The organism is Cohnella luojiensis, from assembly GCF_004564235.1.
GTDB lineage: Bacteria > Bacillota > Bacilli > Paenibacillales > Paenibacillaceae > Cohnella > Cohnella luojiensis.
On sequence record NZ_SOMN01000007.1, the window covers coordinates 26,695 to 50,264 of the forward strand.

General features: G+C 54.1%; 18 protein-coding genes, 1 riboswitch and 1 other annotated feature. Of the genes, 3 read left to right on the top strand and 15 right to left on the bottom strand.

Annotated elements, in window-relative coordinates; genetic code table 11:
- Positions 1-38: 38 nt before the first annotated feature.
- Together E2980_RS07720 and E2980_RS07725 are read right to left on the bottom strand one after the other, a co-directional pair.
- Positions 39-449, bottom strand: coding sequence for a DUF350 domain-containing protein (locus E2980_RS07720; protein WP_420808629.1), 411 nt, complete (start codon positions 447-449; stop codon positions 39-41).
- A 25-nt stretch (positions 450-474) separates the two neighbouring features.
- The gene (locus E2980_RS07725; RefSeq protein WP_135151605.1) at positions 475-2,838 is read right to left on the bottom strand and encodes an endonuclease MutS2; all 2,364 of its coding nucleotides are present in this window, start codon (positions 2,836-2,838) and stop codon (positions 475-477) included.
- Positions 2,839-2,951: 113 nt separating this feature from the next.
- Between E2980_RS07725 and E2980_RS07730 the strand changes: the two genes are divergently transcribed.
- Entirely contained in the window at positions 2,952-3,311 is a 360-nt protein-coding gene (locus E2980_RS07730; protein ID WP_135151606.1) for a phage holin family protein, read from the top strand.
- Between the two features lie 198 nt (positions 3,312-3,509).
- Positions 3,510-3,884: a cupredoxin domain-containing protein gene (locus E2980_RS07735; protein WP_135151607.1), complete on the top strand. Its 375-nt coding sequence runs from the start codon at positions 3,510-3,512 to the stop codon at positions 3,882-3,884.
- A gap of 73 nt (positions 3,885-3,957) precedes the next feature.
- On the opposite strand, the gene zapA is transcribed toward E2980_RS07735, so the two are convergent.
- From zapA to E2980_RS07800, 13 genes are all read right to left on the bottom strand, one after another.
- On the bottom strand, positions 3,958-5,793 hold the full coding sequence (gene zapA / locus E2980_RS07740; protein ID WP_135151608.1) for a cell division protein ZapA: 1,836 nt from the start codon (positions 5,791-5,793) through the stop codon (positions 3,958-3,960).
- A 249-nt stretch (positions 5,794-6,042) separates the two neighbouring features.
- A complete protein-coding gene (gene pheT / locus E2980_RS07745; protein ID WP_135151609.1) occupies positions 6,043-8,490 on the bottom strand; it encodes a phenylalanine--tRNA ligase subunit beta in 2,448 nt (815 codons plus the stop codon).
- Between the two features lie 35 nt (positions 8,491-8,525).
- The gene (gene pheS, locus E2980_RS07750) at positions 8,526-9,560 is read right to left on the bottom strand and encodes a phenylalanine--tRNA ligase subunit alpha (protein ID WP_135151610.1); all 1,035 of its coding nucleotides are present in this window, start codon (positions 9,558-9,560) and stop codon (positions 8,526-8,528) included.
- A 48-nt stretch (positions 9,561-9,608) separates the two neighbouring features.
- Positions 9,609-9,882, bottom strand: a binding site (T-box leader).
- A 63-nt stretch (positions 9,883-9,945) separates the two neighbouring features.
- Complete coding sequence (gene thiD, locus E2980_RS07755; RefSeq protein ID WP_135151722.1) at positions 9,946-10,788, bottom strand: bifunctional hydroxymethylpyrimidine kinase/phosphomethylpyrimidine kinase; 843 nt, start codon at positions 10,786-10,788, stop codon at positions 9,946-9,948.
- The gene (gene thiO, locus E2980_RS07760; protein WP_135151611.1) at positions 10,788-11,927 is read right to left on the bottom strand and encodes a glycine oxidase ThiO; all 1,140 of its coding nucleotides are present in this window, start codon (positions 11,925-11,927) and stop codon (positions 10,788-10,790) included. Before thiO ends, thiD begins: the two co-directional genes overlap by 1 nt.
- Before the next feature lie 2 nt (positions 11,928-11,929).
- Positions 11,930-12,742: a thiazole synthase gene (locus E2980_RS07765; RefSeq protein ID WP_135151612.1), complete on the bottom strand. Its 813-nt coding sequence runs from the start codon at positions 12,740-12,742 to the stop codon at positions 11,930-11,932.
- Between the two features lie 9 nt (positions 12,743-12,751).
- Positions 12,752-13,618: a thiamine phosphate synthase gene (gene thiE / locus E2980_RS07770; RefSeq protein ID WP_338080641.1), complete on the bottom strand. Its 867-nt coding sequence runs from the start codon at positions 13,616-13,618 to the stop codon at positions 12,752-12,754.
- Entirely contained in the window at positions 13,596-14,759 is a 1,164-nt protein-coding gene (locus E2980_RS07775; protein ID WP_135151614.1) for a ThiF family adenylyltransferase, read from the bottom strand. The genes thiE and E2980_RS07775 overlap by 23 nt, the downstream gene beginning before the upstream one ends.
- Positions 14,749-16,512 carry a phosphomethylpyrimidine synthase ThiC gene (gene thiC / locus E2980_RS07780; protein WP_135151615.1) on the bottom strand — a complete coding sequence of 588 codons (1,764 nt, stop codon included), beginning with the start codon at positions 16,510-16,512 and terminating at the stop codon, positions 14,749-14,751. The genes E2980_RS07775 and thiC overlap by 11 nt, the downstream gene beginning before the upstream one ends.
- Positions 16,513-16,770: 258 nt before the next feature.
- Positions 16,771-16,875: riboswitch (TPP riboswitch) on the bottom strand.
- 82 nt (positions 16,876-16,957) lie between these two features.
- Positions 16,958-17,596 carry a YcnI family copper-binding membrane protein gene (locus E2980_RS07785; RefSeq protein WP_135151616.1) on the bottom strand — a complete coding sequence of 213 codons (639 nt, stop codon included), beginning with the start codon at positions 17,594-17,596 and terminating at the stop codon, positions 16,958-16,960.
- A 144-nt stretch (positions 17,597-17,740) separates the two neighbouring features.
- Entirely contained in the window at positions 17,741-18,418 is a 678-nt protein-coding gene (locus E2980_RS07790; protein ID WP_135151617.1) for a response regulator, read from the bottom strand.
- Positions 18,415-19,263, bottom strand: coding sequence for a sensor histidine kinase (locus E2980_RS07795; protein ID WP_240702930.1), 849 nt, complete (start codon positions 19,261-19,263; stop codon positions 18,415-18,417). Before E2980_RS07795 ends, E2980_RS07790 begins: the two co-directional genes overlap by 4 nt.
- A gap of 33 nt (positions 19,264-19,296) precedes the next feature.
- Positions 19,297-20,967 carry a copper resistance CopC/CopD family protein gene (locus E2980_RS07800; protein ID WP_135151618.1) on the bottom strand — a complete coding sequence of 557 codons (1,671 nt, stop codon included), beginning with the start codon at positions 20,965-20,967 and terminating at the stop codon, positions 19,297-19,299.
- Positions 20,968-21,123: 156 nt separating this feature from the next.
- On the opposite strand from E2980_RS07800, the gene E2980_RS07805 reads away from it, so the two are divergent.
- Positions 21,124-23,349 carry a ribonucleoside-diphosphate reductase subunit alpha gene (locus E2980_RS07805; RefSeq protein WP_135151619.1) on the top strand — a complete coding sequence of 742 codons (2,226 nt, stop codon included), beginning with the start codon at positions 21,124-21,126 and terminating at the stop codon, positions 23,347-23,349.
- Positions 23,350-23,570 lie beyond the last annotated feature (221 nt).

Genomic DNA, 23,570 nt, shown 5'->3' on the forward strand with positions numbered 1-23,570 from the left:
GCGTTCCCCACAAATACTTCACGATTCATTCCCTCCGTTTAAATAACAGCGGCTCCAATGATATAAGACAGAGAAACCGATAAGACGAGCGCGAGAAAACCGACGGCGCGGTTATCCCGCTCGATTTCTTCATCGATCCGAAACACCGGCGTCAGAAACTCGAACAAGAAATAGGCGACAAGCAAGAGCACGAAACCGACCGCTGCCCATAAGAGACTTTGGTAAATCGTATCGTTAGCTTCGATAGAAAATCGGAAAATGTTGCAGATTCCGAATATTTTACCCCCCGTAGCCATAGCGGCCGACAGGTTTCCTTTGCGAATCTCGCTCCAGCCGTCATATTTCGTGACCCATTCGAAGCAGGAAAGAAATACGATGAGCGCCAATATCCCTACGGAAAAGTAAGCTAATGCAGCCGGAAAAGGATGAGACATAATAGAATCGACCATATCCTGCACGACTAACGACCTCCCGTTAATGAAGCTCGGCTACGGAAACGCCCGCGCCGCCTTCCCCGAATTGGCCTAACCGATAACTCTTTACATGTTTATGGCGTCGCAGGAAATCCTGAACTCCCGTGCGCAACGCTCCCGTTCCTTTACCGTGAATGATATACACTTGACCTAGATTAGATAGAAATGCCTCATCGAGAAACCGATCCACTTCCATGATCGCTTCCTCTAACATCATGCCTCGCAAATCCAACTCGGTGCGTATATTCTCGTCTCTGGAACGTTTCACGATGGTTGCCTGCGCCAGCGGAGCTTTATTGGCCGCGCTTTTGCGAATCGGCTCCAATTCTGCTACCGGAACCTTCATTTTTAATATGCCGAGTTGGACGACGGCTTCGGAGCTTCCGGTGAGCTCTACGACATGGCCCTTCTGCCCGTTCAAGCTATGGACCTTCACGTCGTCGCCTACCTCGATTTTCGCCGGTTTGGCGCCTGCGGCCCGATTTTGTTTGTTGGCGGGAGACGGCACCGCGTCCTCTAATCTGCGGCGCGCTTCGATCAGCTTATGCTCCTTGACCGAGGCTCCTTCTTCCATCGCGAGGCGACGGAGATCGGAGATAATCTCCTCGGCTTCCCTTTTGGCTTTGGCGATGGCATGACGGGCTTCTTCGCGCGCTCCTTCCAAAAGCTTCGCTTTCTGCTCTTGAAGCTTATGCCGCTCATCCTGGATGTCGTGCTGCAGCTTTTCCGCTTCGCGACGGAGCCTTTCCGCCGTTTGCCGTTCGGACTGAGCGAGGAGCCGGTCCTGCTCTAGGGATGCGATCATGGAATCGACCTTGAGCTCTTCCTCGCTGACTTCTCCGCGCGCATGGTCGATAATGCTTTTCGGCAGTCCCAATCTCTCCGCGATAGCAAAGGCATTACTACGGCCAGGAACGCCTATGAGCAACCGGTATGTGGGCCGAAGAGTCGCAACGTCGAATTCCATGCTGGCATTGATTATTCCTTCCCGATTGTAGGCATACGCCTTAAGCTCGCTATAATGCGTAGTGGCGATTAGCCTGCAACCGAGCTTCTGAAGATGTTCCAGAATGGCGATAGCTAGCGCGGAGCCCTCCGCCGGATCCGTGCCCGCGCCTAATTCGTCGAGGAGCACCAGGCTTCGATGAGTAACTTGGCCGAGCATGGAGATCAGATTGGTCATATGGCTGGAGAACGTACTCAAGCTTTGTTCAATGCTTTGCTCGTCGCCGATATCGGCATAGATCCCGTCGAAAACGCACAACCGGCTTCCATCCTCGGCAGGGATGAACAAACCGGACATCGCCATTAAGCTCAACAAGCCGATCGTCTTCAACGATACGGTTTTCCCGCCGGTATTCGGTCCCGTGACGATTACGGAAGAATATGCTTCTCCCAACTCGATATCGATTGGCACCGCATGCTTGATGTCGATTAACGGATGACGCGCTTTCCGGAGGTGAAGCCGTCCTTCATTGTTCATCTCCGGCAAAGTGGCGGAGAACGCATGGGCTAATGCCGCCTTGGCGAAAATAAAATCGATCACCCCTAGAATCTCGGCATCGCCCGTTAATAAGTCCGCGCGTTCTCCCGTCTGTTCGCTAAGCTTGCGCAGGATTCGCTCGATCTCGTTCTGCTCCTTGATCTTCAATTCCCTTAGCTTGTTGTTCATTTGGACGACCGCTTCCGGTTCAATGAAGAGGGTAGCGCCGCTTCCGGATTGATCATGCACGATACCGCCGAAGTGCGAACGGTATTCTTGTTTGACCGGAATAACGTACCGGTCGTTGCGCATCGTGATTAGAGCATCCTGCAGCATCTTCTGAACCGAACTGGAGCGGATAAGACTTTCAAGCTTCTCCTTGGCGCGTCCAGCATTGATTCGAATATCGCGACGCACCGAAGCAAGTTCCGGACTCGCCGAATCCAATACTTCGCCTTGCTCGTCGATGCATTTGCGGATTTCATCCTCGAGCGGCTTAAAATCGGTTAAAGGTTCGCATAAATCGCTTAGCAGCGGAAGTTCGGTTTCTTCTCCGGCCGAGGAAATAAACCGGCTTAAACGCCTGGAGCCCATGATGAACTGCGCGACCTCCATTAGCTCCGGCGGTTGCAGGATACCTTGCAGCTTAGCTCTATACAGCGAAGAACGGATATCCGCAATTCCGCCGAATGGCGGCGTTCCTTTGAGCATTACGGCGCGTACCGCTTCATCTGTTCCCGCCAAGCGACGCTCCACGACGAGCAGCTCGCGAGAGGGGGCAAGTTTCTCCGCTTCCTCCCTGCCGAGGATTGTAGAAGTTAGCCCCGTAAGGCGATTAATGATTTTATCGTATTCCAATGTATGTAAGGCCTTGTCGTTCACGGCGAAATTCAACTCCTTCGCCTTTTATTATAGCCGAATAGGTTGATCTTGCGAAACCTTCCACTCATACGAAAGAAAACTCGGGACACACTATCACCAAGGAGGTCGATAAGATGAATTTTCTTGGAACGGTCGTTCGCTTTATCGTCTCCGCCATCGTATTGATGGTGGTAGGCTTTTTGGTTCCCCAGTTCTCCGTAGGCGGCTTCTGGAGCGCTCTTATGCTCGCCGTCGTCATCGCGGTTCTGGGCTGGATAATCGAAGGGATTTTCGGCAAGAAAGTTACTCCGTTCGGACGAGGTATCGTTGGTTTCCTATCCAGCGCCCTCGTCATCTGGTTAGCTCAGTTCGTAATCGGCAACGTCGACGTGACGATCATCGGAGCGTTGCTGGCGGCATTGGTCATCGGGATTATCGATCTGTTTATTCCCGTTGCCACTCCGTACGAAGCCACGCATCGCAATCGCAGTTAGGGCGACGTACCGAATGGGAACCAAAGAACCCACCTCTTAGCCAAGAGGTGGGTTTTTCTTTCGGGGCTCATAATGTCATGTTTCCGCCATGGATTGCGCGATCAGGTAATGCCAGGATATGATACAATAAATTCGGGCAGGGGTTGGATAAAAATAGACAATGCCCTCTGCACTTCATTCAGGTACGGAGGTAACCATATGCAACGCAAAATCGCTTATTTTCTAACTTTGACGGCATTAGTGCTAGCTCTCTCCGCATGCGGCGGCAACGACAATAAAGAATCCGGAAACAGCGCTCCCGCGGCTGAATCTGCTTCTACGGAAGTCGTCATCAAGGCAGCAAGCTGGGAGTTCGATGAAGCGGAATACGCCATTCCTAAGGATACTCCCGTTCAATTGACCGTTGAAAACTTAAGCGGCGCTCACGGCATCGAAATTATCGGACAAGATATCGAGATCAGAGGCGGCAAGTCGGAAGTCGTCACTTTACCTGCAGGTACTTATGAGATTAAGTGCAACATACAATGCGGTACCGGCCATACCAAGATGACAGCGAAACTTGTCGTAAGTTAATGTTAAACAGAAGTAAGGCTATCCTCCTGTCGAATGACGGATGGATAGCCTTTTTTGTCGTTCTTAAACTTACTTAAGTGTGCTCGAGAAGGTCGATCCACTCGTTGTACTCGTTCTGGAGCTTCGCGTACTCGCTGTTCAGCGCGGCATGCTCCCGCTTCAGCTTGTCCAGCTCCGCCTGCAAAAGCTCGCCGCGCTCCGCATGCTCGCGCAGCTCATCCTGCGAGGCGGCAATATCCGCCTCGCGAGAGGGCGCAGCCGCGGCCTCCGCACGCGCCGCTTCCAGCTCGCGCTCAGCCCGCAGCGCAGCTTCGCGCAAGCCCTCTTCCGCCTCGCCGAGCTTGGCGATGCGGGCTTCCAGCTCCGCCGCACGCTCGGTGGCGGCGCGCGATTCTTGCTGCACCGATGCTAGGCGCGCTTGCAAATCTTGCATCGAATCGCTCCAAGCTTTCTCCCAATCATCCCGCTCGCTTAGCTGGCGAGCGAGCTCATCTCGCTCTTGCACCGCCTTCTCCAGCGCGGAAGCATGAGAACGTTGCCTTTCGGCTGTCTGCGCCTCCACCTCTTGCAGCATTTCCTGCTGCTCCATGACGGTTCTGCGCTGATCCTCAGCTTCCCTAGCCCAATGTTCGACATCGCTTTCCAATTGGACGCGAGCTTGCTGCCCCTCGCGTTCTTTACCCTGCCAATTGTCTCGCTCGGCAGTCATTGCATTTAGCTCCGCCTTAACCATCTCCAGCTCTTCGGAATAGATCGCTTCGATATCCCTAATCTCGGAAGCCGCTCTCTCCTTGATCGCCTGGATCTCCGTTTCCTTCGCATTTTCAGCAGACCTGATCTCGGCGATTCTCTTGCTCTCGATTGCTTCGACTTCGGCATTCCTTCTGCTCTCCAAAGCTTCGATCTCGGCGATTCTGGCAAGCTCCGAACGCTCTATTTCGGACGCATGTGTCGAGATTAGATGATTAAGCTCGCTAGCATGCGTTTCCTTTAGTTTTTCGATCTCGGAAGAATAGCTTTTCCTCATCGTTTCTAATTCGGTCGCGAAACCGTTCTTGAGCTCGTTCTGTTTCGTAAACCAAGCTGCCTTCTCGGTAGCAAGCTGGTTTGCCAGAGTGACCGCTTCCGCCCTTGCGTTCTCGATCTCCTGGACAACGCTTAGTTTTGCGTCTTCAATCTCTGCCGCGGCTTGGACCTTCACGGCTTCAAGCTCCTGAGCTGCTTGTGACTTCAGCCTTTGATAGGCTTGTCCGGCTTCCGACCTTACCTTCTGGAGTTCATTCGCAGCTTGCTCCTTGACGTTTTCCAGTCGAATCTCAGAGTCCACCCTTAAGCTTTCGCATTCCTTCGCCGCTAATGCCTTTGCGCTTTCGATCTCTTCCGCCGATTGCTTCTTAATGTTCTCCAGTTCGTCGGTCAGTTGCCTTCTCACGCTTCCCAGCTCTTCCGTGGATTGCGTTCTAACGCTCTCCAGCTCCTCAGAAGCTTTAGCCCGCGCGCTCTCCAACTCATCGGCGGATCGGGTTCTGACTTTCTCCAACTCTTCCGCAGCTTGTTGCCTAACGCTCTCTAACTCCTCGGTCAAGCTTGACCTCGCAAGATCCAGCTCCTGAGCCGTTTCCTCCTGCAGGGCCTCCATCTTCTCGATGTAACGCTTATATTCCGTTTCTTCCTTTAGCAGCTGTTCATTCTCTCTGCGCAATCGCAACAGCTCATCGCCGATATTCACCGCGGCTAGCACGGCTAGTTTCGGTAAATCCAACCGCGGCGACCCGCTGTTCACCTTGCTCATCTGCTCGTTGACCAGTGCGGCAACCCGTTTCATGTAGTCCGTGCTGGTATGACCCGTTAGCGTATATTGTGTTCCATATATGTCAACGGTCACACGCGTTTTGTCGTTTGTATTCACAGCGTGATCCTCCCATTGCGTTCATAGTTATGTACCCGTGTTACAAGATGCCTTTTCCAAGCAAATAAGACCGCCACACGCGCTTATTTCCACCTAAGGTGCCTTTTCCAAGCAAATAAGACCGCCACACGCGCTTATTTCCACCCAAGGTGCCTTTTTCGAGCAAGCTATGTAAGCAATAAAGGCAGCGATCCATCTCGCGCCAATCGGCGTCTTGATGTATTCGCTGCCTCCCTTACTGTTTCCTGCCTATTTCCGAAGTTCCGCTCCGAAAGATTGTTCCAATTGAGCCAAAACCCGGGCATGGGTTTCGGTAACTTCCTCATCGGTCAACGTGCGTTCCCCATGTCTGTATACGAGCGCCAATGCCACACTTTTCTTGTCGCTGCCGATCCGATCGCCGGTATATACGTCGAACACTTTGACGGACTCCAGCAATTCGCCCGCCGATGCGACGATCGCCTCAGTTAACGCACCGCCGGCCACGCCGCGATCCACCACTACGGCGATATCCCGTTCCATGGAAGGATAACGCGGCAGCGCGCGATATTCAATATGGCTATCCGAGTATTCATAGATAAGCGCCAGTTCGATCTCTGCCACGTACGTGTCCGGAAGGTCGAAATCCCGCTGCAGCTCCGGGTGCAGTTGTCCGACGTATCCGACCGTTTCGGTGCCATGTTCTGTGTGAATGGCGATAGCCGCCGTCCTGCCGGGATGGAAACCTTCAGGCTGAGCCGCTACGAAAGCGATTCGTCCTGCCAGCCCCAACCGTTCGAACACCTTCTCCAAAGCCCCTTTGGCATCGTAGAAATCGACTGGCTCAGCGGAGCGGTTCCAGCTTGCCGAGCGACGGTTTCCGCTTAATAGAAGAGCCGCTCGCGGCTTTTCCTGAGGAAGGCGCGAGAGTGCGACTTCATCGGTATGATAGACGTTGCCGATCTCGAACAATGCCAGATCGTTGTTTTTCCGGGTGAGGTTATAAGCTGCCGCCTCGAGCAAGCTAGGAAGCAACGTCGTGCGCAGCACGCTGCGTTCCTCGCTCATCGGCATCGCTAGCGAAATGGCGTTCGATCCGCCGGAAAGCTCCTTGAATAGAGCCGTCCGTTGCACCGAGGTAACGGAGTAGCAAATCGCTTCGTGCAAACCCGCCCCCGTTAGGATCGAGCGCAATTCCCTGCGTATCGCCTGCGGCTTTGTCAAAGTTCCCGCGGTAGTAGGTCCCTCAATTAAAGTGGTCGGAATTTCATCGTAGCCGTGCAAGCGAGCGAACTCTTCGACCAAGTCGACATCGCGGGTAATATCGGGGCGCCGCGAAGGAATCGTCACGGTCCACCGTCCATCCCCATTGACTTCCGATGCGAATTGCAGACGCGAAAGGATTGTCTTGATTTCCAGTGACGAAAGCTCCGTTCCGAGCATCCCGTTAATTCGGTCTAGCGACAGTTCAACGATAACCGGCTCTGGAGAGGAAACTGCCGCTTCCGCGATTCCTTCCGTTACAAGCCCATTGCCATAACGCGCGATCAACCCCGCAGCACGATCCAAAGCAGCTCTCACGCGATTCGGATCCACTTCTTTCTCGAAGCGAACGGATGCTTCGGACCGCAAGCCCAATTGACGAGATGTACGACGAACCGTACCCCCGTCGAACTTGGCGGATTCCAGAATAATATCCGTCGTCTCCAGCGTCACTTCCGAATTCGCTCCGCCCATAACGCCAGCTAGCGCGATCGCCTTATCGGCGTCCACGATAACCAACATTTGCGGCTCGAGCTTGCGCTCTTGACCGTCTAACGTTACAAGCACTTCTCCTGGCTTCGCCAGACGAACGTCAATGCGACCGCCGGCAACCTTTGCGGCATCGAAAGCGTGAAGCGGTTGTCCGTATTCCAGCATGACATAGTTGGTGATGTCCACGACATTGTTGATCGGGCGAATGCCAGCCGCGATCAGTCGATTCTGGATCCATTGAGGAGCCGAAGCAACCTTCACGCCTTTAATATAACGCGCCGAGTAGAGCGAACATTGCTCGGTAGCGCTAATAGATACGCTTAAGTGATCCGAAGTCCGATCCGTCGTCGGATAAAGGTCTTTACCCGGATCCGGAAGCTCCAAAGGCCTGCCCGTCAAAGCGGCTACTTCATAAGCGACTCCCAGCATGCTCAGGCAATCCGAACGGTTCGGCGTCAGATCCAATTCGAGGATGGAATCGTTAAGCGCGAGCACGTCCAGGATGTCGCGTCCGATCTCCGTATCCGGAGGAAGAATCAGAATGCCTTCCTGCTGCTCCTTAGGTAGCAGCTTGTCGTTGATGCCTAGCTCCTTCGCCGAGCAGATCATCCCCTGCGATTCGACGCCGCGAAGCTTCGCACGTTTAATATCCAACCCGCCAGGCAGCTTGGCGCCGACCAAGGCTACCGGAACCTTCATGTCTGCGCCGATATTCGCTGCGCCGCAGACGATCTGCAGATCCTCTCCCGTGCCCGCATCGATCGTGCAGACGCTCAGCTTATCCGCATCGGGATGCTTCTCCCGCGTTTTCACATAACCGACGACGACACCGTTCACTCCCGCGTTGCGCGACGGAACGGAATCGATCTCGATCCCCCCGCGCGTCATCATCTCCGCTAAATCCTGCGCGCTAAGGCCGCTCAGGTCGATATAATCGGATAACCACCGATAAGATACGTTCATGGGATACTCCCCTCGATTATCATAAAGTTTTTTATTTATATCTTGGCGAATTGACTCAAGAACTTCGTGTCGTTCGCGTAGAAATGGCGAATGTCATCGATGTCGTATTTAAGCAAAGCAATGCGCTCAACGCCCATTCCGAACGCGAATCCGGTTACTTCTTTCGGATCGTAACCCCCGTGCTCTAGCACTTTCGGATGAACCATGCCGCAGCCGAGAATCTCGATCCATCCGGTGTGCTTGCACATTCTGCAGCCGCTGCCGCCGCATTGCGCGCAGGTGACGTCGACTTCCGCGCTTGGCTCGGTGAACGGGAAGAAACTCGGACGAAGCCGGATTTGCATTTGCGGGCCGTACATTTCCTGCACGAATTGCAGCAGCGTTCCCTTCAGATCGCTCATCCGGATGTTCGGTCCGATGACTAAGCCTTCTATCTGGTGGAACATGAACGAATGCGTCGCATCGTCGTCGTCGCGGCGGTATACTTTGCCCGGGCATATTACCTTGACCGGCGTTTTGCCGTTCATGGCCTTCATCGTCCGGATTTGCACCGGAGAAGTATGCGTGCGAAGCAATATTTCGTCCGTAATATAGAAGGAATCCTGCATGTCGCGCGCGGGATGGTTTTTGGGCAGGTTCAGCGCTTCGAAGTTGAAGAAGTCGGTTTCTACCTCGGGGCCTTCGGCGATAGTGTAACCCATCCCGATGAAAATATCTTCGATCTCCTGAGCAACCTTGTTCAAAGGATGAACGGAACCAACGTTAACCGCCTTGCCAGGCAAAGTAACGTCGATCGTCTCGGCCTGCAATCGATGAGCGGTAGCTGCACGGTCAAATCCCTCTTGTTTTTCGGCAATGACGGCTTCGATCGCCGCGCGAACCTCGTTGCCCACTTGTCCGATGACCGGACGCTCTTCGGCGCTAAGCGCCCCCATACCGCGCAAGATCTCCGTTAACTGACCTTTCTTGCCCAGGTATTGAACACGAAGGTCGTTCAAAGTCGCTGCGTCCGCAACGCCTTGAAGCTGCTCCAACGCCTCTTTCCTCAGAGCCTCTAATCGTTCTTTCATCCCGCTTCTCTCCTTATCGCATTGAAATAGAAAAAGGCCTTCTCTCCCGTAAGGGACGAAAAGACCGTGGTACCACCCTTTGTTGAAATGCCGCCCGAGGCTCATTCGAGCTTCGGAAAACGCTGACGCGTCTTGGACATTCCCTCTTCATACGGCGTAACGGGCCGTCAGCCGGTTCCTTCTACTTATCGGCGGCGCCGACCGTTCAAAGGACTGCTCCGGAGCGAACTTCGGCAGCCTGATTTCTTAGGAACGCTCCCAGTCTACGGCGCTCCCTCCCTGAAAGAAGGCACTGCTTACTTTTCTCCATCGATGCATTTTACATTTACAGATTATTATAGGTTAAATCCAGCTAGCTCGCAAGTTGCTCTCACCTTAAATCAGATCAAGAGTCCCTTCCAGTCTCCCGGTGAGCCGCATGCCAGAGGGATCCCGTACCTCCGCCCAACGGAAAGGCAGCGGCAATAGCGGTGGAAACGAACGTTTTGGCGAAGCGGCAAGCCGCCTCCGCCGAATGTCCTTTCGCAAGCATAGCCGCAACGGCCGATGCAGTCGTGCAACCCGTACCATGGGTATGAGCGGTTGAGTACCGCGGTCCGCTTAACAATCGTGTTTCATCAGACCAGTCCGCTCCGACAAATACATCAATAGCTTTTGCTCCGTCCAAATGTCCGCCTTTCAGAAATACATGCCGGGGGCCAAGAGCCAGCAATGCCCGGACCATTTGCTCCATATCTCCTACCGTTCGTACATCAGCCTCATGCAAACTCAGCAGCAAGCAGGCTTCCGGCAAGTTGGGCGTGACGATATCCGCCATAGGCAGAAGAAGCTCCTTCATGGCGTTAAAAGCATCATTGCCCATCAGCGTTGTGCCGTCTTTAGCAGACCAGACCGGATCAATGACGAGATTCTTGACCTTATGACGACGAAACGACGCTGCCACCGTTTCTACATGCGCACGGGTCGGAAGCATTCCGGTTTTAACGGCATCCGTCCCGATATCAGACAGTACGCTTTCCAACTGTTCTTCCACCATGGCGGGAGAGAGGGGTTCTATTCTCTGAACCCCTAAGCTGTTCTGCGCCGTTATGGCGGTGATGACGCTCATCCCGTATACCCCGAGTTCCTGAAAGGTTTTCAAATCCGCTTGAATGCCTGCACCTCCGCCCGAGTCGGAGCCTGCTATGGTTAATGCCAACGGATGGCGGGACGGGTAGACGGTTTCCATCATCCTGATCCCGTCCTCTCCGCAGTTCTTGAAAATCGGTCGACTCTAAACGCATTATTATACGATTCGGCTTTCCCCTCCAATAAATCCCCGACCATCGCCGCCGTAACCGGACTAAGCAGAATTCCGTTGCGGTAGTGACCGGAAGCCAGTATGACTTCCGTAATTCCGGGAACGCAGCCGATAAGCGGCCAACCGTCGCGGGTTGCCGGCCGAAGCCCAGCCCAGCTGCGCTGCGGCGGACTCCCTTGGAGAAAAGGAAACACGCGGCCGCTCCACTTTGTTAAGCGATTAATGCCCCGCTCCGTTACGCTTCGATCAAAACCCGCCACATCTTCCGACGCTCCGCATACGAGACTTCCGTCATTTTTACCAACCCAATAGGCCTGGCTGGAAAATACCATGTGCCTGATGTCCCCTAATGTACCATCGAAAGAACAAATCTGTCCCCTAATGGGATGAACCGGCAGCGTTAAAGGAAACCACTTTTCAAGTAATCCGCTCCATGCACCGGTGCACACAACAACCCGATCAGCATGCCAACTCCCCGCATCGGTCATCGTAACGGATACCCCAGAGCTCGCGCCTGCCTCCAGCTTCGTTAATTGCCCAGCATGCGGAATCAGCCGCACTCCAACCTTAGAGCATACTTCCATCAATGCATCCACCAGCAACGGAGCAAATACATGACTCTCGCCGGGGCAATACAAAGCCCCGATTGCCTGCTGAGACAACTCCGGCTCCAGGCGACGCAGCTCTAGTTCGCTCAGCATTTCGCAAGGTACACCATAAGTCTGCTGCCAAGCGAGCCGTGTGTGCATCGGCAAGAGATCCGCCTCATGAAAGGCCACATTCAAACTTCCGCTGCGACACAATTCCACCCTGCGACCCGACGCTTCTTCAACTTCATGAACCCAGGAGGGATAGAGAAAGAAACTATCCAGACAAAGACGGAAGAAAGGATCGGGACTCTCCGTATTTTCCGAGAAGGGTGCCAACATTCCCGCGGCCGCTCCGGAAGCCTGACCGCCGAACGTATCCTTTTCCAGTATGGTTACCCGGAATCCGCGCTTCGCCGCTTCCCAAGCGCAGGACAAGCCGATGATTCCTCCACCGATGACAAGCACAGACTCCGCCATAGTCAGCCCTCCCCTTCCGTGCCAGCAAATTCGAACAGTCGGCCTTTCAGCTCACTGCTGGCAGAAGCGTACCGCTTCTTTGGAATGCGTCCAGCCCGACGGGACAATCGGCCCGCTTCCACTGCCAGCTTCATCGCAAGCGCCATGAAAACGGGATCTTGCGCCTTTGCGATCGGAGTATTAGCAAGAATGCCGTCTGCGCCGAGCTCCATTGCCTGCACAACATCTTGTGCCGACCCGATTCCCGCATCCACGATGATGGGAACTCGGGCTTCTTCTACAATAAGACCGAGATTATAGGGATTGAGGATTCCGAGCCCCGTTCCGATAGGGGCACCTCCCGGCATGACCGCCGCCGCTCCGGCTTCCTCTAGCCTATGGCAAAGAACGGGATCGTCTGAAGTATAGGGGAGCACGATAAATTGTTCCTTGACCAGACGTTCGGTTGCCCGAAGCGTTTCTATCGGATCCGGAAGAAGAGTTCGGTGATGCGCGCTGATTTCCACTTTGATCCAGTTGCCAAGCCCTGCGGAACGCGCCAGTCGCGCAATGCGGACCGCTTCATCGGCATTGCTTGCACCCGACGTGTTCGGTAAGTAGACGAATCCTCGATTCGCAACATGCTGCAGGACGTTATCGTCCGCTAGATCGTCCAAGTTGATCCGGCGAACCGCAAAGGTAATCACTTGGGTGCCCGAAGCCTCTAACGCCTGCTGGAGCACGGCTGGGCTCGGAAACCGACCCGTTCCAAGAAAAAAACGGGATTGAAGTGTGTGCCCGCCAATCACGAAAGGGTCATTCAACCTTGTATTCATAACAAAAGTTCACCCTCCCCCGACAAAATGGACGAATTCAACGGAAGCTCCAATACGAAGAGGCGTTTCCCTCCAGCTTTGACGCGGGACGATATCCCCGTCCAGCTCGGCAACGATATGTTTATCCGCAAGCTTGTAATGCTCCGCCAATTCCAGCATCGTCGTCGCTTTGGTCCGCTCTTGTCGGCCGTTTACGGTAACGACCATCTCTCGCTCTTCGGCAGGTATTTCGGCAGACGAGCCAGATTTCCAACCTGTTATTTGTTCCAAGAGATTACGGCAAACCCCTTCGGGATCATTACTTCCGACAATGGCGGATACTGCGCATAGCCTCCTGGCTCCTGCCTTCAATACCTCTTCTGCATTGTCGGTCGTAATACCGCCGATTGCCACGAAAGGAATCTGGATTTCGGCAGCCGCTTGGGAAACATAAGAGGTTGTTACGGCTTGACGCCCGGGCTTCGTCCCGGTAGGGTAAACCGGCCCAACGCCGATATAATCGGCTCCGGCGCGTTCGGCCACGCGAGCTTGTTCGATGGTATGCGTAGATATGCCGATCAAACGATGAGGGCCCAAGACGCTGCGGGCAACCGACAACGGCAAATCATCCTGGCCTAAATGAACCCCGTCAGCATTAACGGCAAGGGCGACATCCGGATGATCGTTAATGATAAGCGGCACTCCGTACCTAGAGGTCAAATCCCTCAAGGATCTTGCCTTTTCCAATAATTCACGCTTTGAAATCTTCTTGTCGCGGAGCTGCACGATGTCCGCGCCGCCTCTGAGCGCCGCTTCCATGACCTCCAGCATATCCCGACTGGAATGATAACTTTCTCCGGTAATGACATACAACTTAAAATCCAGTTTTCGGCGCAATAGGATGACTCCTTTCATGATCGTTTAAATAAAGTCGGCATACCTCTACTGCACGATCCATTTCGCCAGCCCCCTGTATGAGAGCCCGACCGTCCTGAAATACAATAATCCGCTCCCCCTCCGGCGTAGAGGCGCGAAGCAAGTAACCGTTATTAGCCGTTATTTCACAACCGCAAGCTTCCAGCCGCGCCTTCCACTCCGGCAGAGCAAAAGCCTGATTCAGCGTCACCTGCACGGTATCCCTTCCGCATAAAACAACGGGATACCCCTCTTCGGAAGAAGGAGGAGCATAATCGGGAACTAAACCGGCCTGCAGCCGAAGATTCCCATTCTGCGCATCGAACCGATCCACCACGGTCGTGTCCTCCATCTCAGACCACCCGCAAAAGGGACAGCTTTCCCGACCGGGCGGAAGGGTCCATTCCTTGAGCGAAAACTCCCATACATCGGCAGTTAGCCATGTCCTGCGCAGTGCATTCCGGTTGCCCGTCAACCATTTGAGAGCTTCCGCCGCTTGCAGTGCCGCTACCAGCTCCACCGCGGGCGAAATAACGCCAAGCGTTTCGCAGGTTGGAGCTGCTTCTTGATCTTCGGTCGGTTCCCTTTCCCCGAGCAAGCAGCGCAGGCAGCAGTTGTCGCCTGGAACAAACATCGCGCTCATCCCGCCGGAGCCGGCGACACCGCCATAGATAAGAGGAATGCCGTGCGTGAAGCAAGCGTCGCTGAGCAGAAGGCGCGTCTCGGTATTATCCGTGCCGTCAAGAACCAAATCGACTCCCATAAGCAAGGCTTCCACATTGCGTTTATTGACGTCCGCCACGAGTGCTTCCATTCTTACGGCTCCGTTCATGCGGCGCAGCTTGGATACGGCCGCAACCGACTTAGGCAGCGCGGAGCGTGCGTCTTCCTCGTCGAAAAGCGTTTGCCTATGCAAATTGCTCAGCTCCACGTAATCCCTGTCGACAAGACGAATATTGCCGACTCCCGCCCTGACCATATGTTGGGAGAGCGACGCGCCGAGAGCACCCGAACCTACAACGAGGATACTGGCTTCGCCAAGTCGTTGCTGACCCGATATTCCGATCGGAGCGAAGCGAATTTGTCTGGAGTAGCGCTCTATTCCATCCGTTTTATTGCGCATATAACCGGCTTCCGGCGGCTATGAATCCTTCCGCCTTCTCCTTCATGCCCGCTTCAATGGCATCCTCTGCTTCCATACCGTGCTGATGCGCATAGTCCCGGATATCCTGCGTAATGCGCATGCTGCAAAACTTCGGTCCGCACATGGAGCAAAAATGCGCGGATTTCGCGGCTTCCGCCGGCAGCGTCTCGTCGTGATAGGCCATTGCGCGTTCAGGGTCCAGGGACAGATGAAACTGATCCCGCCAACGAAATTCGAATCTCGCTTTGGACAGAGCATCGTCGCGTAATCGCGCCTGAGCGTGTCCTTTCGCAAGGTCGGCGGCGTGGGCGGCGATTTTGTAGGCAATAACGCCGTCTTTGACATCCTCTTTATTCGGCAATCCCAAATGCTCCTTGGGTGTCACGTAACAAAGCATTGCCGTGCCGAACCAACCGATCATCGCCGCCCCAATCGCGGATGTAATATGGTCGTATCCCGGGGCAATGTCCGTTGTAAGCGGCCCCAGCGTGTAGAAGGGCGCTTCCTTGCAAACTTCCATTTGCCGATCGACATTCTCTTTGATCAGATGCATCGGCACGTGACCGGGACCTTCAATCATGACCTGCACATCATGCTTCCAAGCGATGTCCGTCAATTCGCCAAGCGTATCAAGCTCTGCGAATTGCGCCTCGTCGTTAGCGTCCGCAATGGAACCGGGTCTAAGGCCGTCCCCCAGAGAAAAGGACACATCGTACGACTTCATAATTTCGCAAATATCTTCAAAATGCGTATACAGGAAGTTCTCCTTGTGATGAGCGAGACACCAAGCGGCCATGATGGATCCGCCGCGGGAGACGATTCCGGTCACTCGCTTGGCCGTCATCGGAATGTGTCGAAGCCGCACGCCGGCATGAATCGTGAAATAATCGACGCCTTGCTCCGCCTGCTCGATGAGCGTATCGCGGAACACTTCCCAACTGAGGTCTTCCGCTTTTCCGCCAACCTTTTCGAGCGCCTGATAGATCGGAACCGTACCGACCGGAACCGGGGAGTTGCGTATGATCCATTCCCTTGTTGTATGAATGTTTTTGCCGGTGGACAAATCCATGATCGTATCGGCGCCCCAACGGGTCGCCCACGTCATCTTCTCCACCTCTTCCTCGATGGAAGAAGCAACGGCTGAGTTGCCTATGTTGGCATTGATTTTCACGTGGAAATTCCTACCGATGATCATCGGCTCGCTTTCCGGATGATTGATGTTCGCTGGTATGACCGCGCGCCCGGCGGCCACCTCTGCCCGGACGAACTCCGCGCTCAATCCTTCGCGGATCGCAATGAACTCCATTTCGGGAGTAATGCGGCCTTGCCGCGCGTAGTGAAGCTGCGTCACGTTGCGGCCTGCTCCCGAGCGAAGACAGCGGCTATTCAGCTTCGGGAATACTTCCGCTCCCTTTTCTTCTGCCGATTGGGTCGTAGCGAACCCATTGTCCTCGGGCTGTACCAGACGTCCCTCGTACTCCAAAACATCTTCGCGCTCCGTTATCCAACGGGTACGCAGGGGAGGAAGTCCCTGCCTTACGTCAGCGGTAAAACCATCTTCGGTATTGGGGCCGCTCGCATCATAAACCCGGACCGGAGCATTCGGTTCATCCCCGCTCCTCCCCTTACTCGGCTCCAAAGAGATCTCACGCATGGGCACCCGGATATCGTCCCGTGAACCGGTAACATACACTTTACGGCTGCCTGGCAGCGGCGTTGTCAAAATCGGCATAATAAAAAACCTCCTATTGGGATAATTGTGAAATTCCCCTAGGAGGCCGCTATGAAAAAGGGTTAAATGGCTGAAGACCGGCATGACGCGAATCACATTGTAATTAGCACCTGCTATAACGCGTTTAGCTTTGCGCAATAGCAGCAACTCTTACCGTTGGCGCTTGCCTGCGGTTTGACCCGCAGAACAAGAAAAGCCGCCCCGGCGGGAGCGGCTGAAATGTGTCACGTTCATATGCGGCGCAAACCGCACAAGTCTGACGCACATTGCCCACTTTCCTACGCTGGCATGACCCAGATCAGGTTCAAAGGGACCAAGGCAATTGCCTTATCTCAGCCCTTGCGGGCGCCCCTAGTGGAATTCATAGTCAAACTGTACAGCTAAGCAGGTGTTTGTGTCAACCCTGTTGTTAGAATCTGGATAAAGCTTTTAAGAGATTACCCGGTCATTTGGCCCGCTTTCGGAAAAGAGAGATCAACAATGCCAACAAGCCTGCAGCCAATCCCGCGATAGCCAGAGACAACGTCAATGTATCACGTCCTGCATCGTTTGCTGCGGCATCGTCTGCGGCTTCTTCCGATGCCGAAGCTGCAGCGCCATGTCCATCCCCGTGTCCGTCGCCCGTCGCCGCCGTGACCGTTGTTACGGAAGCCGGCTTGTCCGCATCCGCAGCACCCGTCCATTCCACAACCTCGCCGTCCGAGTAAGTTTGGTAAGCCTTCCATACGAGCTTTTGGGCATCGTCGGCCACTTTGCCTTGCATGCGGAATTCGCCGAATTCCGTTGCTCCGAGCCCGCTGCCCGCAGCTTTCCATGTCACGCTAACGATTTTGTCGTCGGCGCCCTTCTCGATCTCGTAAGTCCAATCCGCCTTGGGCTCGAAGCGGCTAACGTTCACGTCATCCGGAATAGCGACTTTGACTTGGGTTGTCGCAACTTCCTTCTCCGTAGGTACGCGAACGGTGAACACCTGATAAGAACCGGCGGGTACTTCCTTAGGCTGCACGGTCACGTGAGCGCTAGCCAAGCTTGCGAATCCAAACGTCAATATAAATAAGAGCACAAGCGTCATACTTCTTTTCATGGGATAATTACCGACCCTTCTCGTCCTTAAGTTGATGATATCCCCAAGTATAGCTTGTTCCATTCGCTTGCACATGACTCGAAAGAGTCATATGCTTGCTACTATTGTGACGATTTATTGTCGCTCGTGCTTAACTATCGGAAGCTAATCCGATTCTACAATGCCCTTCTCGAAGGCATAACGCGTTAACTGAACCCGATTATCCAGATGCAGCTTCTGCAAAATGTTCTTGAGGTGATTTTTCACCGTATGCTCCGATAACCCCAAGGAAGCCGCGACCTCGCGATTCGTACTCCCCCTCGCCACCTCTTGCAGAATTTCCTTCTCCCTCGGCGTCAATCCTCCGGCGCTATCCCGCTCCTTTTCCCTGGTTGGTGAAGTTGGAACAGACTTGCGATCCGCGAACTCCCGTAAAATAGACATGGCCAGCTCGGGGTTGAGCGGAGCTTCGTCAACGGCAACGGCTCGCAGATAATCTCGCCACGCGGATGGGTTGAGGTTCTTAAGGAGGTAGCCCTGCGCCCCCTTTTTGAGCGCTTCGAACAGATGAGATACGTCGTCGGAAACGGTGACCATAATGATTTTGACTCTTGGATGAGCGCTCTTTATTACCTTGACCGCTTCGAGTCCGCCCATACCGGGCATGTTGATGTCCATGAGTATAAGATCGGGGCTCAACTTTTCGGTCAGAACCACCGCTTCCTCCCCGCTAGCCGCCTCTCCCACGACGGCGAAGTCGGGAACCGAGGACACGATGGTGCGCATGCCTTCGCGGGCATGCCGATGATCGTCGGCGAGCAGAATTCGTATCGGCGTGCTCAAGAGGCAGCCCCTCCTTGTTTCCTCAATTCGACGATCGTCCAGTCTCCCCTTCGCTCAGCAAGGAAGTTCCATCCCATGGCAGTCGCGCGATCGCGAACCATACGTAACCCGAATCGTCCAGGGGACTGCAACGGATCCCCGCTGAAACCCTTTCCGTCATCCTCTACCGCGCATCGGAAACCTCCGAATCCGTCCGCTTCTCCCACGACGAGTACTTTCGTTGCATTCGCGTGTTTCCGCACGTTGATCAGCGCTTCCCTTAAGCAGGCATGAAGCTCTACCTTTTCCTTATCGCTCAAGCTAACGTCCGGAATGCTCCAACTGAAATCCGCCTGCGCTTCCGACATCTCCGCAGTCTCGCCTAGCAGTTCCCTTAACGGCACGACCCATGCCGCGGCTGCCGGGGACGGCGGCAGCCGGAGATTCGCGATCGCTTGCCTTACGTCTTCATGCATGACCCTGACGGTTTCTCTTAAGCCCGTCGCCAGCTCCTTCACGGGACCGTCGATTTTCATTTCATCTAACACATCGAGCTTGACCGCAAGCAGAAACAAGGATTGCGAGATGCCATCGTGAAGCTCTCGGGCCAAGCGTTCCCTCTCCTCCAGCGCTGCATTGGTTCCCTTTTCCCGCTGCAAGGCTTGCTGAGATTGCTCTAAACGGGCGAATAAGCTTCTAACCAGAGTCAGCGTAACGGCAAGCACGATAAAAGGAGCGAGCAGATTTCCGAGCTCCATGGATAGATAGGGCAGCAGGAAGGCATGGCGGATGTATTCCCAAAGCCCGATGGTGAGAGTGGGGATGAGCAGGATGAGCCATTTAATCGTCCGGTCGTTTCTCATCATTTCCATTGCCCCCTCGTCCAGCGGTTTGTCGTATTAATAGATCCGGTAGGTTGTTTCCACGACGCGCTCCGTATCCTTGGAGTCGGTTACCCGGACTTGCGCTGTCCATTCCCCGGCGAATGGCAGAAAAGGACCCTGCGCGGTATAAGTCGTTTTCTTGAAGTCGGGGAACGCATCCAATTCTTCATCCTCGTATACTTCCAACGGAACATCGATAGCGCCCATTCCTTCTCGGCCTAGCGGTATCATCCGCAGTTGTACCTTCTTCGGGTCACCCTGCCCGGTGGCCTCCGGAAGCCATATTTTCAGCTTAAACTCGTTATCCCCAGGCGAATTAGGCGAAACTCGCAGCGTGACATGCATTTCGGTTCCCATCCTGTGAAAGCTCAGGGCTTTATTCGCGGGAAGCGGAGTTTGATAAGTTAACACCCCGACGCTTAGCACGATGGCCGCCAGCAATCCGACGTCTATCTTGAGCAGATTTCCGTGAGGAAGATCCCCTTTCTTGAGACGCCTTCGAATCAGGAACGCCGTAACCGCGACTAAAAGAGAGATCGCCGCCTTGACGATTAGCCATTTCCCCCAAGCCGTATAGTTCAAATACTCAAGGGACGGAAGGAAAGTTAGCGTGGATAGAATACCCGTCACCCAGAGCACAAGGAAGGACAGGAGCGCCCACTTCGAGAAGACGAGAGCGAACCTTCCCGCTTCAGGTCTTTCTTTATACCAAATGGCCAACAGCAAAACCAATCCGCCGCCCCAAAGGGAAGCCGCTGCGAGATGGGCTAAGTCTAGGCCGATCGTATAAGCAAGAGGATTGAACGCAGCGGCGTGGCCGGACCAGGCTTCGGCGAACAAAGCAACCGCGGCCCAGCCGAGTCTGGCAGGCGCGGCAAGCGAAGGAAGCAACGGTGCGGCAAGGGCGAGCAGCAGTTGGGCGATGTAAAGCTTTCCGATCGTCGTCTCCGTTAATATTCGCCCCCACTCGGAGAGGGGCTCTCCTTGCCCTAAATCTTGAAGGCTGAAGAATACGTAGGTCAGGGTCGCAATAAGCGCGAATTTCCCCGCGAGCGACAGCGACTGGTTACGCACCTCGTGAATGGTGGTGGAAACCTTGAGCAGCAAGCTCCAGAACGCAAGCCCCGCGACTGCGAGAAGCCCTGCATAATAGAGGATTCTGGCGCTGTAGAGAAGGAAGGATTGCTGGCCGAGACCCGCGCTCCCATGGTTGGAATGTCCGACTTGCCGATGGGGATCCAGTTCGCTCGCATCGGGGAGCGGAGCGGGATTGCCAACCGTAAACACGTATGCCCCGGATATCGGATGGCCATCCGCGGAAATGACGGAGTAGGAAACGGTATAATGTCCTTCACCCAGCTTCGGCAGTGCGATTCGGATTCCCTTGCCATCGTTGATCGACTCCGGATTCCCTTTCGCGACGTCGCGGGAGAGCTCGTTCAGCACTTGAAGCTTTGCCCCCCCGATGTCTAATCTTTCGTTAAACGAGATTTCGATGACAGGAGGACTGACTTCCACGCGAGAGTTCGCGGAAGGGCTGGTTTGCTCCAGCACGGCGTGCGCTTCGGCTTGTCCGAATTGGCACAATAGGTAGAATATGCCCATGATAAACATTGTGAGAATATGAAAAAAATTTCTGTGAAAATTGGAGTGCGAAAATACGCGAATCTTACCGAACAATGTCATTAAAACGGCCTCCTGCTCATTCTTTCAACCGATTTCTTCATGATTGGGACTCTGGAACCACAGCTTCTCAAGCTCTTGACACACGCTATATATTGTTATAACTTCTTCATACAGAAACAATATCTTGTGTTATCCATGGATGGAGGGCTTAGTAAGTTGAACATCGTTAAACGTAATGGACAGGTCGAGGAACTCATTTTCTCCAAATTGAAGAAAGTCATCGATTTCGCGTGCGTAGGGTATCCGCAATGCGATTCGCTGGAGCTGGAAACGGCGCTTCTGCCCCATTTCCGCAACAACATTTCCACTAAAGAAATCCAATCGACGCTCATTCGCGTATCCGTTGAGAAAACAACCGCCGAGGAGCCGGACTGGCAATTCGTTGCCGCCAAGCTCCACGTTTACGATCTATATAAAGAAGCCGCCGTTCACCGCAAATACGGATATTTCGGATATGGCGACTTCTACTCCCTCATTACTTATTTGACGGACAAGGGCTTGTATGGAAAATACATACTCGAACATTATACCCGCGAGGAAATTCGCGAGTTAGGCAATTACATCGTACCTGAACGGGACTATCTCTTCAACTATATAGGAATTAAGACGCTATCGGATCGCTATATCATCCGCGGCTTGCAAGGCGAGACCTTGGAGCTTCCGCAAGAGTTGTTCATGGGCGTGGCTATGCACTTGGCAATGAAGGAAAAAGACAAGCTTCATTGGGCACGCAAGTTCTATGATGCGCTTAGCTCCCTTCGCATGACGGTTGCGACTCCTACGCTGGCTAACGCCCGCAAACCATTCCACCAACTGTCCAGCTGTTTTATCGATACGGTTCCGGACAATCTATGGGGAATTTACAACACGGATATGAGCTTCGCTCAAGTATCCAAATTCGGCGGCGGCATGGGCATCTACGTCGGCAAGGTAAGATCCCGCGGATCCGCGATCCGCGGTTATAAAGGCGCTGCAGGCGGCGTCATTCCTTGGATCAAAAACTATAACAACACCGCAATCGCGGTGGATCAGCTTGGCGTTCGTTCCGGCGCGGTAGCCGTTTACCTGGACGTATGGCACAAAGATATTTTCGACTTCCTTAATTTGAAAACAAACAACGGGGACGACCGCATGAAAGCCCACGATATTTTCCCGGGCGTCTGCATCCCTGATTTGTTCATGAAAACCGTTCAGGAGCGCGGCTCCTGGTACCTGTTCGATCCGCATGAGATCCGCACGACGATGGGCTTCTCCATCGAAGATTCCTACGGCGAGGAATTCGAACGCCGCTACGCGGAATGCGTGAACAACCCGGCATTGTCCAGGGACGAGGTTCCCGCGATCGATATTATGAAAAAGCTGCTTGCCAGCAGCTTCGAGACGGGGACCCCGTTCGTGTTCTACCGCGATACGGTGAACCGCGCCAACCCGAACAAACACAAAGGCACGATCTATTGCTCCAACTTATGCACGGAGATCTGCCAGAACATGAGCGCGGCCGAGCTCGTTTCGGTCACGTCCGACGACGGCATCATCACCTCGCAAGTGAAAGCCGGAGATTTCGTCGTGTGCAACCTCTCTTCCATCAACCTGGGCCGCAACTTGACCAAGGAAGAAATCGCCGAGACGGTAGCCGTTCAGATGCGCATGATGGACAACGTCATCGACCTGAACCACTATCCGAGCAAGCAAGCGGAAATCACGAACCAGAAATACCGCGCCGTCGGTCTCGGCTCCAGCGGTTATCACCAATGGCTTGCCCATCACCGTATCGCTTGGGAGACGGATGAGCATCTTACGGCAGCGGACGAATTGTACGAGTGGATCAACTACTGCGCGATCAAAGCGAGCATGGAATTGGCCGAAGAGAAAGGCTCCTACTCCCAATTCGAGGGCAGCGAATGGCAAACGGGCGAATACTTCACCCGCCGCGAATACGTAAGCGAGGAATGGAAACAGCTTCAATCCGACGTGGCGTCCAAGGGCCTACGCAACGCATGGCTATTCGCAATCGCGCCTACCGGTTCCACGTCGCTCATCAGCGGTTCCACTGCGGGCATCGACCCGATCTTCGCGAAGTTCTGGGTCGAGGAGAAGAAAAACGCGGTCATCCCGCAAACCGCTCCGAACCTGTCGCCGGAGAACACGTGGTTCTACAAGGAAGCTCACCACATCGACCAATTGTGGAGCATCAAGGCAGCCGGCCGTCGCCAGCGCCACATCGATCAATCGCAATCCTTCAACCTATACGTCACTCCGACGATCAGCGCGAAGGAATTCCTGGACCTCTATATGGCCGCATGGGAGAACGGACTCAAAACCGTCTACTACTGCCGCAACAAGTCCCTGGAAGTCGAAGACTGCGTAAGCTGCTCGGCTTAAATAATAGTGTCTTTCTTACACTTAGATTTATAATCCGGGGCGGAGTGTCGGGGTTAAGTTTAATAGCGAGTTAACCCGCTTTTTATCGGGTTTGAACTTGCTCAAGACGCGAATGGTTTGCAATTTTAAGGGGTCGCCGCATCAGCGGAAAGAATCGTTTCTCCTGGAGAGTTTACGTGCCGTCTTTGAAATCCGCTTGTTACCTTGTAGAGGTAATCAAA

Coding starts and splice junctions, on each gene's coding strand:
- E2980_RS07720 (WP_420808629.1), bottom strand. CDS start 449: ATGGTCGATTCTATTATGTCTCATCCTTTTCCGGCTGCATTAGCTTAC.
- E2980_RS07730 (WP_135151606.1), top strand. CDS start 2,952: ATGAATTTTCTTGGAACGGTCGTTCGCTTTATCGTCTCCGCCATCGTA.
- E2980_RS07735 (WP_135151607.1), top strand. CDS start 3,510: ATGCAACGCAAAATCGCTTATTTTCTAACTTTGACGGCATTAGTGCTA.
- pheT (WP_135151609.1), bottom strand. CDS start 8,490: ATGAACGTATCTTATCGGTGGTTATCCGATTATATCGACCTGAGCGGC.
- pheS (WP_135151610.1), bottom strand. CDS start 9,560: ATGAAAGAACGATTAGAGGCTCTGAGGAAAGAGGCGTTGGAGCAGCTT.
- thiD (WP_135151722.1), bottom strand. CDS start 10,788: ATGGAAACCGTCTACCCGTCCCGCCATCCGTTGGCATTAACCATAGCA.
- thiO (WP_135151611.1), bottom strand. CDS start 11,927: ATGGCGGAGTCTGTGCTTGTCATCGGTGGAGGAATCATCGGCTTGTCC.
- E2980_RS07765 (WP_135151612.1), bottom strand. CDS start 12,742: ATGAATACAAGGTTGAATGACCCTTTCGTGATTGGCGGGCACACACTT.
- E2980_RS07775 (WP_135151614.1), bottom strand. CDS start 14,759: ATGCGCAATAAAACGGATGGAATAGAGCGCTACTCCAGACAAATTCGC.
- thiC (WP_135151615.1), bottom strand. CDS start 16,512: ATGCCGATTTTGACAACGCCGCTGCCAGGCAGCCGTAAAGTGTATGTT.
- E2980_RS07785 (WP_135151616.1), bottom strand. CDS start 17,596: ATGAAAAGAAGTATGACGCTTGTGCTCTTATTTATATTGACGTTTGGA.
- E2980_RS07795 (WP_240702930.1), bottom strand. CDS start 19,263: ATGATGAGAAACGACCGGACGATTAAATGGCTCATCCTGCTCATCCCC.
- E2980_RS07800 (WP_135151618.1), bottom strand. CDS start 20,967: ATGACATTGTTCGGTAAGATTCGCGTATTTTCGCACTCCAATTTTCAC.